This window comes from Micromonospora sp. NPDC047521, assembly GCF_055587305.1.
Window position 1 is genome coordinate 350,985 of record NZ_JBVJGN010000007.1, and the last position, 11,411, is coordinate 362,395.

General features: G+C 71.2%; 11 protein-coding genes and 1 pseudogene. 9 read left to right on the forward strand and 3 right to left on the reverse strand.

The annotated features are described in order from the left end of the window. The first annotated feature begins 104 nt into the window (after window positions 1-104). A complete protein-coding gene (locus ACZ6N8_RS18610) occupies window positions 105-704 on the forward strand; it encodes a winged helix-turn-helix domain-containing protein (protein ID WP_466011385.1) in 600 nt (199 codons plus the stop codon). Window positions 705-734: 30 nt separating this feature from the next. Here ACZ6N8_RS18610 and ACZ6N8_RS18615 read toward each other — a convergent pair whose 3' ends face one another. Beyond that, window positions 735-1,625: an AurF N-oxygenase family protein gene (locus tag ACZ6N8_RS18615; protein WP_466011387.1), complete on the reverse strand. Its 891-nt coding sequence runs from the start codon at window positions 1,623-1,625 to the stop codon at window positions 735-737. A 48-nt stretch (window positions 1,626-1,673) separates the two neighbouring features. On the opposite strand from ACZ6N8_RS18615, the gene ACZ6N8_RS18620 reads away from it, so the two are divergent. The 8 genes from ACZ6N8_RS18620 to ACZ6N8_RS18655 all read left to right on the forward strand — a co-directional run bounded on the left by ACZ6N8_RS18620 (window position 1,674) and on the right by ACZ6N8_RS18655 (window position 10,191). Next, a complete protein-coding gene (locus tag ACZ6N8_RS18620) occupies window positions 1,674-2,402 on the forward strand; it encodes a TetR family transcriptional regulator (protein ID WP_466011389.1) in 729 nt (242 codons plus the stop codon). Beyond that, window positions 2,399-2,698: a DUF4873 domain-containing protein gene (locus tag ACZ6N8_RS18625; protein ID WP_466011391.1), complete on the forward strand. Its 300-nt coding sequence runs from the start codon at window positions 2,399-2,401 to the stop codon at window positions 2,696-2,698. The genes ACZ6N8_RS18620 and ACZ6N8_RS18625 overlap by 4 nt, the downstream gene beginning before the upstream one ends. Next, window positions 2,698-4,191 (forward strand): flavin-containing monooxygenase, encoded by a 1,494-nt coding sequence (locus ACZ6N8_RS18630; protein WP_466011392.1) that lies wholly within the window; start codon window positions 2,698-2,700, stop codon window positions 4,189-4,191. Before ACZ6N8_RS18625 ends, ACZ6N8_RS18630 begins: the two co-directional genes overlap by 1 nt. Continuing rightward, window positions 4,181-5,053, forward strand: a complete 873-nt coding sequence (locus ACZ6N8_RS18635; protein WP_466011393.1) for an SDR family oxidoreductase — start codon at window positions 4,181-4,183, stop codon at window positions 5,051-5,053. The genes ACZ6N8_RS18630 and ACZ6N8_RS18635 overlap by 11 nt, the downstream gene beginning before the upstream one ends. After that, window positions 5,050-5,877, forward strand: coding sequence for an alpha/beta fold hydrolase (locus ACZ6N8_RS18640; protein WP_466011394.1), 828 nt, complete (start codon window positions 5,050-5,052; stop codon window positions 5,875-5,877). The genes ACZ6N8_RS18635 and ACZ6N8_RS18640 overlap by 4 nt, the downstream gene beginning before the upstream one ends. A gap of 78 nt (window positions 5,878-5,955) precedes the next feature. Then, window positions 5,956-6,576 (forward strand): acyl-CoA-like ligand-binding transcription factor, encoded by a 621-nt coding sequence (locus tag ACZ6N8_RS18645; RefSeq protein ID WP_466011396.1) that lies wholly within the window; start codon window positions 5,956-5,958, stop codon window positions 6,574-6,576. A gap of 71 nt (window positions 6,577-6,647) precedes the next feature. Further along, entirely contained in the window at window positions 6,648-8,228 is a 1,581-nt protein-coding gene (locus ACZ6N8_RS18650) for an MDR family MFS transporter (RefSeq protein ID WP_466011398.1), read from the forward strand. Between the two features lie 406 nt (window positions 8,229-8,634). Next, window positions 8,635-10,191: an OFA family MFS transporter gene (locus tag ACZ6N8_RS18655; RefSeq protein WP_466011411.1), complete on the forward strand. Its 1,557-nt coding sequence runs from the start codon at window positions 8,635-8,637 to the stop codon at window positions 10,189-10,191. A gap of 66 nt (window positions 10,192-10,257) precedes the next feature. Here the strand turns inward: ACZ6N8_RS18655 and nrfD are convergent, their stop codons facing one another. Together nrfD and ACZ6N8_RS18665 are read right to left on the reverse strand one after the other, a co-directional pair. Next, complete coding sequence (nrfD, locus tag ACZ6N8_RS18660; RefSeq protein WP_466011400.1) at window positions 10,258-11,268, reverse strand: NrfD/PsrC family molybdoenzyme membrane anchor subunit; 1,011 nt, start codon at window positions 11,266-11,268, stop codon at window positions 10,258-10,260. Then, a pseudogene (locus ACZ6N8_RS18665) lies at window positions 11,265-11,411 on the reverse strand (4Fe-4S dicluster domain-containing protein); the annotation flags it as partial. The gene nrfD and the pseudogene ACZ6N8_RS18665, both read right to left, overlap by 4 nt.

The following is an 11,411-nucleotide window of genomic DNA, read 5'->3' on the forward strand; positions in this document are numbered from 1 at the left end:
GGACACTATGATCGAGAAGAAAGGACGATCAAGAACTTGCCGTGAGCAACTTGTCGCTAACGGTTGCCTTGCTGGCGGGGCGCCTGCCCATCATTGTCAGGACCATGACGAGAGCTGGGCAGGGATGCCCTTCGATCCCGGGCGGTGTGGTGGCCGAGGACGAGGACGCTGCGGTAGCCGAGGCGGCACCGGCTGACGAGCCGTTCCCGCTGCTGATCGCGGTGACCCCGTCACCTGCCGAGCGCATCCGGCTCGCGGAGCGCCTCGACGGCATCGCCCCCCTGCTGCTGGTGTCCGATCTCGACGAACTGCGCCGGCTCATCGCGGCGCCGGCGCAACCGCCCGGAACGACGGCCGCGCCACCGGCGGTACCGGCGCCCACCGCGACGGCCGAACCCGCCCTGGTCATCGACTCGGCCCGCTGCACCGCACGGTACGGGGGCCGCGAGGTCGACCTGACCCGACTGGAACATGACCTGCTGGCCTGCCTGACCGCCGAGCCGGTCCGGGTCTGGAGCTACGCCGAGCTGCACCGGTCGGTCTGGCACGACGAGGGGCGCGAGCGCAAGGCGGACGTGCAGTCCCTCGTCAAGCGGTTGCGGCGCAAGCTGCTCGGCCTGGGCACCAACGCCACGATCGAGGCGGTACGCGGCGTCGGCCTGCTGCTCACCGACCGGCAGGAACCCCGGATCGGCCGCGCCTGACACCTGCCTGATGTGGGCAGCCCGCGCGCGTCAGATCAGCCCGGCGCGGGTCCACAGCACCCGACCCGGCCCGGCCACCAGCCCGACGCCCGCGAGGTGGTCGTACACCCTCGACGCCGACCAGCGCAGGGTCTCGCGCCAGTGCGGGTTGGCCCGGGCCGCCGCCCGGCCCACCTGCGGATCGATGCCCACCGCGGCGTACGCCTTCGGGTTCACCAGGCGGTTGGCGATCGTGTAGGCGGCGCGACCGACAAGCAACCGGGCGAACGCCATGCCGATCGGGCCTGTGGCGTCGACCTGGCGGGCCAGTTCGTCGCGGGCGAACCTGACGTGCCGCGCCTCCTCGACCACGTGGATTCGCGAGACCATCCGGATCAGCGGCTGGAGCGACTCGTCCGCCATGATCTCGCGCTGGAACGCGTCGAGGATCTCCTCGGCGATGAGGATCGCGGCGTACATCCGGGGACCGCTGGCGGTGGCCTTGAGGTACCTGCCGAGCCAGTGGTCGACGGCGTTCGCGCGGTAGACGGGGCAGCCCGTCGCCTCGATGAGCCGGCCGAACATGATCGAGTGCCTGCACTCGTCGGCGACCTCGGTCAGCGCGTACTGGGCTTGGGGGCTGGTCGGGTCGTCGTCGTAGTACTGCCGGATCAGCATCTGCATGAGGATCGTCTCGAACCACAGCCCGGCGCTGGCCGCGCTGGCCACCTCGTGCTTGGTGAGTTCGATCCGCTGCTCCTCGCTCAACCCGGACCAGAGCGGGGTGCCGTAGAGACTGCTGCGGTGCGGCGGAAGCCAGTAGGCGCCCGGGGTGTGCGGGGCGTCCCAGTCGATCTCGACCACCGGGTCGTAGCTGGTCCGCAGGGACGAGGTGAGCAGCCGCTCGGCGACCGCAGCGCCCTGGGGTTCCGCCGTCTCCATGGTTCCTCCATATTGACGTGACGACCGGTAACTGTTACGAGTAGTAGCATGCAATCGCCGCGCAAGGATGTCAATGGATCCGATCCGCCGGACGCGTCCGGCGCCGGCGCACCGAGAGCGAAGGGCAACGGTCGCCGGGACCGCTGGGCCGACCATCGCGAGCAGCGCAGACAGGCGCTCGTCGGTGCCGCCGTACAGGCCCTGCTGCGGCACGGGCCCGAGGTCGACATGGACCAGGTGGCCGCCATCGCCGGCGTCAGCAAGCCGGTGCTCTACCGCTACTTCACCGACAAGACGCAGCTCTGGATCGCGGTGAGCGAGGTGGTGGCGGCACGGGTCGTCGACGCCATCGCGCCGGCGATCGACCAGGTCCGCGAGGAACGCGCCCTGGTCGAGGCGACGATCGACGCGTACCTCGGCGTGATCGAGTCACAGCCCGCGCTGTACCGGTTCCTCATGAGCCAGTCCGGGCAACCCGGCATCCACCAGGTCGTCGCCGGGACCAGCCGGCAGGTGGCAGCCGGGCTGGCCCGGGTGATCGGCGACCGGCTGCGCGCGCTGGGCCTGGACGCCGGCCCGGCCGAGCCCTGGGCGTACGGCCTGGTGGGGTTCGTGCAGGCGGTCGGCGACTGGTGGACCACCCACGGGCAGCCGATCAGCCGCGACGCCCTCACCGACTACCTCGCCACCCTGCTCTGGAGCGGGATCGAGGGCGTCCGGGCAAGCGCCGACCTGCCGCCCGAGTTGACCCGCGCCCACGAGCGGATCGTGCCGTGAGCTACCACGGCCCGGCGAGCATCGCGGGCACCCCGGTACGGGCCCACCTCAGCGGACGGTGGGAACCCGTCGACGGCCGCTTCCACTGGGGTGGGCGCATCGAGCCCGACCCGAGCGTGGCACAACTGCTGCGCTCCGGTCGCCGCGATGTCGAGCTGCGCATCGCCGACCGGGCCCGACCCGCCCGACTGGCCGAGGTCGACCCGTGGGGCGGCGTACGGATCACCGGCATCGGTGAGCCGCCCTGGCCGTCACCGGCCGGACCGGACGTCGCGTCCGAGCATCTGGAGGACTGATGGAGACAGACGTTGCAATCGTCGGGGCCGGTTTCGGCGGCCTGGGCGCGGCCATCGCCCTGCAACGGGCCGGCTTCACCGACTATCTCGTCTTCGACAGGGGCGACGACGTCGGCGGCACCTGGCGGGACAACACCTACCCCGGCTGTGCCTGTGACGTCCCGTCGCACCTCTACTCCTTCTCCTTCGCCCCCAATCCCCGCTGGTCCACCACGTTCTCCAGCCAGCCGGAGATCAGGGACTACCTGCGCGGCTGTGTCGACCGTTTCGGGATCGGCCCGAAGCTGCGGCTGCGCCACGAGGTGCACGAGGCACGCTGGGACGACAAGCGCCAGCGCTGGCTGCTGCGGACCTCCGGCGGCGATCACACGGCCCGGGTGCTGATCTGCGCGACCGGCCCCCTGAGCGAGCCCGCCACGCCCGACCTGCCCGGCATCGACGAGTTCGCCGGCACGGTCTTCCACTCCGCCCGCTGGCGGCACGACCACGACCTGACCGGTCGCCGTGTCGCGGTCATCGGTACCGGCGCGTCGGCTGTCCAGTTCGTGCCGCGGATCCAGCCGGCCGTCGAGAGGCTGACGCTGTTCCAGCGCTCCCCCGCCTGGATCATGCCGAGACGCTCGCGCCGCATCAGCCGGGTCGAGCAGGCCGCCTTCCGCACCGTGCCCGGCGCGCAGCGGGCCGCCCGGGCCGGGCTCTACCTGCTGCGCGAGACCATGGGCCTGGGCTTCCTGCACCCGACGGTCAACCGCCTCGCCTCGCGGCTGTCCCTTCGGACGCTGCGGCGTCAGGTCGCCGACCCGACCCTGCGGGACAAGCTCACCCCCCGATACGCGATGGGCTGCAAACGGGTCCTGATCTCGAACGACTACTGGCCGTCGCTCACGCAGCCGAACGTCGACGTCGTCACCGAGGGCATCGCCCGGGTCGTGCCGGACGGCCTGGTCACCTCCGACGGCGTGCACCACCCGGCGGACACGATCATCCTCGGCACCGGCTTCCACGTCACCGACTCCCCCGTCGTGCGGCGCATCCACGGACGCGGCGGGTGCAGCCTGGGTACGGCCTGGACGCCAAGCATGCACGCGTACCGGGGCACGACCATCGCCGGCTTCCCCAACCTGTTCTTCCTACTCGGCCCCAACACCGGGCTCGGGCACACCTCAGTGGTGCTGATGATCGAGGCGCAGTTGCGCCTGGTGCTCGCGGCACTGCGCCACCTGCGGGCCACCGGCGCGCAGGCCATCGAGCCGACCGCGGACGCGCAACGACGCTGGACCGAACAGATCGACAGGAAGATGGCCGGCACCGTCTGGCAGACCGGCTGTTCGAGCTGGTACCTGGATGCCACAGGCCGCAACACCACCATCTGGCCGGGCTTCGCCACCAGCTTCCGGATGCGCCTGCGCCGGTTCCGCCCCGCCGACCACCGGCTCATCACTGCCGACCACAGCCCCAACGAACCGGAACGGGAGCACGCCGATGCGGTATGACCTGGCGGACCGGACCATCTTCATCACCGGCGCGGCACGCGGCATCGGTGCCGAACTGGCCCGCGCGGCCGTCGCCAGAGGTGCCCGGGTCGCCCTGGCAGGCCTGGAGGGCGAGCGGCTCCGGCAGCTCGGCGACGAACTCGGCGCGCACTGGTACGAGTGCGACGTCACCGACCAGGCGGCGTTGGACGCCGCGGTGGCCTCCACCGTGGACCGTTTCGGTGGCGTCGACGTGGTCGTCGCGAACGCGGGCATCGCGAACCTGGGCACCGTGGCCGTCGGACCGGTCGACGCGTTGGTGCGTACCGTCGAGGTGAATCTCTGCGGCGCGATCCGCACGGTCAGCGCGGCCCTGCCGCACGTCACCGCCGCCCAGGGTCACGTCCTGATCGTCTCCTCCGCCGCCGCCTTCACGGCGATGCCCGGCATGGCCGCCTACTGCGCGTCCAAGGCGGGCGTGGAGCAGTTCGCAAACGTGCTGCGCCTGGAGACCCGCGCCGCAGGCGTCACCGTCGGTACCGCCCATCCGATCTGGATCGACACCGACCTGGTCCGCGACATCCGTGCCGACCTGGCGTCGTTCAACGCCACGCTGCGCCGGTTGCCGTGGCCGCTGTCCACTGTGGTTTCCGTCGAGCAGTGCGTCGACGCCCTGCTGAGCGGCATCGAACGCCGCAGACGCAAGGTGTACGTGCCACGGTCGTTGGCCCTGGTGCAGGCGCTGCGGCCGGTGGTGCTCAGCGGCCTCTCGGACGCGCTGATCACCAGGTTCGGCGGCCGCACGATGGTCGGTCAGATGGAGGACGAGGTACGCCAGCTCGGCCGGTCCTTCGGCAGGTCGTCGGTGGAGGTGCGCAGATGAGCATCCACTTCCGTCGCGCGGGCAGCGGTGAACCGCTCGTGCTCATCCACGGAATCGGTCACCGCCACCAGGCGTGGGAGCCGGTGTTCGACAGACTCACCGCCCACCACGACGTGATCGCGCTCGACCTGCCCGGCTTCGGGAACTCGCCGGCGCCCGGCACCGGGATGCCCGCCGACATGGCCGCCACCGTCGCCGCGATGCTGCCCGTCCTGAGCGGGTGGGGGCTGGAGCGCCCGCATGTGGCCGGTTACAGCCTCGGCGGGGCGATCGGTCTGGAACTCGCCGCCACCGGCGCGGTCGCGTCGGCCACCGCCTTCTCCCCCGCCGGCTTCTTCACACCTGCCGAGCGGCGCCGGGCGCTTGCCATCCTCAGGATGCTGCGGGCCAACTCGCGCCTGCCCACCCCGATCATGCGGGTCGCGCTGCGGTCGGCGTACCTGCGGGCGTTGTGCTTCGCGCCGCTGATGGCCCGCCCGACACTGTTGGACGTCGACCGCGCGGTGGGCGACGCGCTGGCCCTGCGGCGAGCGGTGGGCTTCAACGCCGTGGCCCGGGCCGCCCGCGACTACCGCTTCGACTGCCTCCGGCTGGCCGAGGCGCCCGTGCCGGTGACGATCGGCTGGGGCGACCGCGACCGCATCTTCGGGGTTCACCAGGCCGAGCGCGCCCGGGCCGGGCTGCCGGCGGCCCGGGTGGTGACGCTGGCCGGCTGCGGGCACGTGCCGATGAGCGACGACCCGGACCTGGTCGCCGCGCTCATCCTGGAGACCACCGGGGCGGTGCCCCGCGCGCAGGGACCGGACCCGTCGGTGGCCGCCTAGCGACGAAGCTGGTCAGGAACATCACTTCACAGAATAAAAACTTGCAGGCTGTGCAAGTTTGCTCCTAGCCTCGCTCGCGTGACCGACACCGACCACGCTGCCATCGGGCGTCGAGACCGCAAGAAGGCACAGACCCGGGCCGCGCTGACCGCCGCCGCGTTACGACTGGTGGCCGAACGCGGCCTGGAGCACGTGACCGTGGAGGAGGTCAGCGAGGCCGCGGACGTCTCCTCGCGAACCTTCTTCAACTACTTCACCTGCAAGGACGAGGCGCTCACCGACGATCCGGCACTCGACGGCACCCCGGTCGTGGCGCGTCTGGCGGCAGTCCCCGCGCACGTACCGGCGTTGCGGGCCGTCCGGCTGGCCCTCGACGAGGCGATCGACACGATCCAGGCCGACCGGGAGTTGTGGCGGCTGCGGCTCGCGGTCATCACCCAGAACCCCACACTGCTGCCTCGACTGGTGTCCAGCAACATCGCGACCGAGCGGGCCATGGTCTCGGTCGTCGCCACCCGCCTCGGCGTCGGTCCGGACCACGGCCTCCCGCCGCTGATCACCGCTGTCACCAGCGCCGCCTTCCACACCGCGATGCTGCGCTGGGCCGCCGCCGACGACACCCGCCCGCTTCGCGACTTCGTCGACGAGGCCTTCGCCGCGGTGGCCGCCGGCCTGCCGGATCCGCAACCCGAGTCGTGACCCACCGGTCCCACCCCGCCGCACCAGCGTCGGGCCAGTCACTCCGCCAGAAACCCGACAAGGGAGCGTCAATGACCGCAACCGCCCCGCCCGCCGACACCGCCGCCGTCGGCACGCGCATGACACGTCGGGAGGTTCTCCAGGCCCTGTCCGGCCTGATGGTCGGCCTGTTCGTGTCCATCCTCGCCTCCACCGTGGTGGCGAACGCGCTGCCGCGGATCATCGCCGACCTCAACGGCAGCCAGACCGTCTACACCTGGATCGTCACCAGCGAACTGCTCGCGATGACCGCGACGGTGCCACTGTGGGGCAAGATGGCCGACCTCTACAGCAAGAAGCTGCTGATCCAGCTCTCGCTGGGCCTGTTCGTGGTGGGCTCACTCATCGCGGGCTTCACGCCGAACGTCGAGGTGCTGCTGCTCAGCCGTATCGTCCAGGGAATCGGCGCCGGCGGCATGACGGCGCTGGCCACGATCGTCATGGCGGCGATGATCCCGCCACGTGAGCTGGGCCGCTACGCCGGCATCTTCGGCGCGGTCTTCGGTGTCGGCACCATCGCCGGCCCGCTGATCGGTGGCCTGCTCGTCGACACGTCGTGGCTGGGCTGGCGCTGGTGCTTCCTGATCGGTGTCCCGTTCAGCATCATCTCCATCGCCCTGCTTCAGCGCACCCTTCACCTGCCGGTCGTCCGCCGCAAGGCGAAGATCGACTGGCTGGGCGCCCTGCTCATCACCTCGGGCGTCTCCACGCTGCTGATCTGGTCGTCGCTGGCCGGGAACAAGTTCGACTGGGCCTCCGGCTGGACGGCCCTGATGGTCGCCGGCGGTCTCGTCCTGCTGGCGCTGGCCGTGGTCGTCGAGTCGCGGGCGGCCGAGCCGATCGTCCCGCTGGACATCTTCCGCAACCGGACCGTCTCGCTGACGACGATCGCCAGCGTGCTGGTGGGTGTGGCGATGTTCGGCGGCACCGTCTTCCTGTCCCAGTACTTCCAGATCTCGCTGGGCAAGTCGCCCACCGTCGCGGGTCTCATGAGCCTCCCGATGATCTTCGGTCTGCTGGTGTCGTCGACGGTGGCCGGGCAGCTCATCACGAAGTACGGACGGTGGAAGGCCTACCTGGTGGCCGGCGCCGCGGTGATGACCGTCGGCATGCTGCTGCTGGGCACCATCGACGCCGACACCAGCGTCGCCGTCCTGTCGATCTACATGGCTGTGCTGGGCGTCGGCGTCGGCATGCTCATGCAGAACCTCGTGCTCGCCGCGCAGAACGACGTGCCTGCGCAGGAGCTCGGGGCCGCCACCTCCGTACTGACGTTCTTCCGCAGCATGGGCGGCGCGATCGGAGTCAGTGCCCTCGGCGCGGTCCTGGCGAGCCGGGTGACCTCGCTGACGACCGAGCGTCTCGGCCCGGCGGCGACTGCCGGCGGCGGCTCCACGGAGGTGCCCGACCTGTCCACCCTGCCCGAACCGGTGGTCCGCATCGTGCAGGACGTCTACGGCACCGCCACCGCCGACCTCTTCCTGGTCGGCGCGCCGTTCGCGCTGCTCGCACTGATCGTCGTGCTGTTCATCAAGGAGAAGCCGCTGCACACCGTCAGCGGGGACGAACGACGCGCCCAGGAGGAGGCTGCCGCAAAGGCCACGATCCACTGAGCCGAACGACCACAGTCGGGGGCGGGCCGGTCGGCCCGCCCCCGTTTCTGTGCCGGCACGCCAGCGGGCCGGTCGGGCGGGCTGCGAGGGCATTCGTTGCCGCCTTTGCTCTGCTTCAAGCCGCGCAACGGTTTCGGGCCGTAAGTGTTGCGTCGGTTGAAGCAGAGCAAAGGCTACGAGCGGATGCCGACCCCTCGGTTTGCGAGCCGGCGTCCCCGTGCCCGTGTTTCGCATAACGACGAGGTGCGAACCGGCCGCCACGTAACGTGAGAATGCAGCCGGGCAACGGCTGACGTAGGCGGGCACCGGGCCGCCACTAAGGGCGGCACCGCTCTGTCAGCTACCGGCACGGGCAACCCTGCCCCGCCGCCGGCCCGCTCAGCCGCAGGAGGTGCGGACGATGCCCATGCTGTCGGTATTCGACCCTCGGCACACCGTCGCTCCCCCGGGATACAGCCGCTGGCTCATCCCGACCGCGGCGCTGGCGGTGCACGTGTGCATCGGGCAGGTCTACGCGACGAGCGTCTACAAGAACTCCCTCATCGCGCACTTCGACACCAGCCAGACGGCGATCGGTGCCATCTTTAGCATCGCCATCGTCATGCTGGGTTCGTCCGCGGCGGTGGGTGGACGGTGGGTGGAACGCAACGGGCCACGCCGGGCGATGTTCGTCTCCGCGTGCTTCTGGGCCGTCGGCTTCCTCGTCGGCGCGCTCGGCATCGCCACCCAGCAGCTGTGGCTGCTCTATCTCGGGTACGGCGTCATCGGCGGCATCGGGCTCGGCATCGGCTACATCTCGCCGGTCTCGACCCTGATCAAGTGGTTCCCGGACCGGCCGGGCCTCGCCACCGGCCTCGCCATCATGGGGTTCGGCGGCGGTGCCCTGGTCGCCGGCCCGCTCGCACGCCAACTGCTCTCGCTCTACGACTCGGACTACAACCCCGCCAACCCGGGGGCCGTCGCGTCGGGCAGCGCGCTCGTGGCGCTCTTCGTCACGTTCGGCATCGGCTATTTCGTGATCATGATGTTCGGTCCGTTCAACGTCCGGGTTCCGGCGCCGGACTGGCGGCCCGCCGGGTTCGACCCCGCGACCGTCGCCAGTCGGCCTCTGGTGACCAGGGCGAGCGTGTCCGCGACGAACGCCGTGCGTACCCGGTCGTTCTGGCTGTTGTGGATCGTGCTGTTCTGCAACGTCACGGCCGGCATCGGCATCCTGGAGCAGGCCAGCCCGATGATCCAGGACTTCTTCCGGGACAACGGGTCCACCGCCGTCTCGGTGTCGGCGGCTGCCGGTTTCGTGGGAGTGCTGTCGCTGTTCAACATGGCGGGACGGTTCGTCTGGTCGACGACGTCGGACCTCATCGGCCGCAAGCCCATCTACATGGTGTACCTCGGCGTCGGCATGGTGCTTTACGTGCTGCTCGCCGTGGCCGGCCACTCCGCGACCGCAGTCTTCGTGCTGATCGCCGCCGCGATCATCTCCTTCTACGGCGGCGGCTTCGCCACCATGCCCGCGTACCTGCGGGACCTGTTCGGCACCTTCCAGGTCGGCGCCATCCACGGCCGGATCCTGACCGCCTGGTCGGCAGCGGGTGTCGCCGGCCCACTGATCGTCAACGGGATCCTCGACACCCAGGGCAAGCCGGGCACCCTCACCGCCTCGGCGTACCGGCCCGCGCTGTTCACCATGGTCGGCATCCTGGCCATCGGTTTCATCGCCAACCTGCTCGTGCGTCCGGTGCCCGACCGGTTCCACGAGCCGGACCGGGGACCGACGTCGCCCGTGGCCAAGGCCACCGTCACCGAGCCAGTCGCCCTCGGCCCGCAGAGCAACCCTCCGGTACCGCAGCACGTCGGCAGTCAGACCGGGCGGCTCTGGATATCGTGGCTGCTCGTCGCGGCACTGCTCGGCTACGGCATCGTCCAGACCGCCATCACCGCAGCGAAGCTGTTCACGGGCTGAGCGGGTGGCGTCACCGCCGAGGTCCGGAGGCGGCGACCCGTCCTGCCGGTGGCGCGTCGCGGCCGCTCAGGATCGGGGCGCCGCCGTGTTCTTCTCCTCGAGTCGCTCCCGCTGGGGTACGACCGTGTACTTGGGATCGCGCGCCGAGACGCGGCCGGCCTCGAAGACGCCGAACCGGGTGGCCACCGACGAGGCCACGAGGGCCGCGCCGGAGATCGCCGCCAGAAGCCGGCTGCGGCGACTGGCAAGCGCCGCGGCGGTACCCACGGCGAGCAGCACCCGCCCCGCGGTGATCAGCCGGCCGCTGCGGCCGCGCGCGTACGGCTCTCCGGTCAGACCCTGCCGTTCCAGCCGGCGTCCGCCGACCATCTCGACTGTCGCGGCGGCGAGGGCGAGTCGCCGCAGCGGGGCGGTCTGCGTGGCCGGCGCCGCGATCAGGCCGACCCCGGAGGCGGCGGCGAGCGCGCTTCCGGCGAAGACGAACGGCAGCGACGGGTAGGCGTCGTGCCAGGCCGGCACGGCCGTGTCGGCGAGCAGCACCCCGGTGTACGTGGCAAGCGCCGGCGCGACGGCGGCGGCGGCGAGGCCGGCGGCGTCGCCGACCGGGGGCGCCAGCCGGCGGGCGAGGCCGAGCACGCCGTGCTGTGGGAGCAGCGGCGCGAGTTCGGCGACCGCCGCAACCCCGGCCAGCGGCCCGAACGCGGCGAGGATCCACGTCCCGACGGACATGGGCGAGGTCAGCTTCGCGACCCGGAGCATGTGGTGGAACCGGTCCGGCCGCCCGAGGTCGTGAATCAGCAGGTACGTGCTGGCGGTGACACCGCCGAGGGCCGTCCAACGACCCACTGTGCACAGTTCGGGGCGGCCGGTCACCTGGGCGCCCGCGCCGATCAGCGCGCCGCCGGCGGCGAGGCCGCCGGCGAACAGGTACCCCGCGATGTCGTGCTTCCAGACCGGCGGTTTGAGCACCGGCCGGCCGTAGTAGGAGCTGAAGTCGGCGGGCGGGACGGTGAGCTGTTCGCCGCCTCCGCCGCGTCCCCGCCGCCGGTGCCCGTCGGGTGATGTCGTGTCGGTCATGGCCGCCTGCCCAGGAACGCGACAACCGTGACGGCGGCCATCGTCATCGCGGCGAGGCCTGCGCGTTTCCACATGGCCGGCAGGTCACGGGTGGTCACGACCGGATCCGGCGGCAGCCCGTACACCTCCGGCTCGTCCAACAA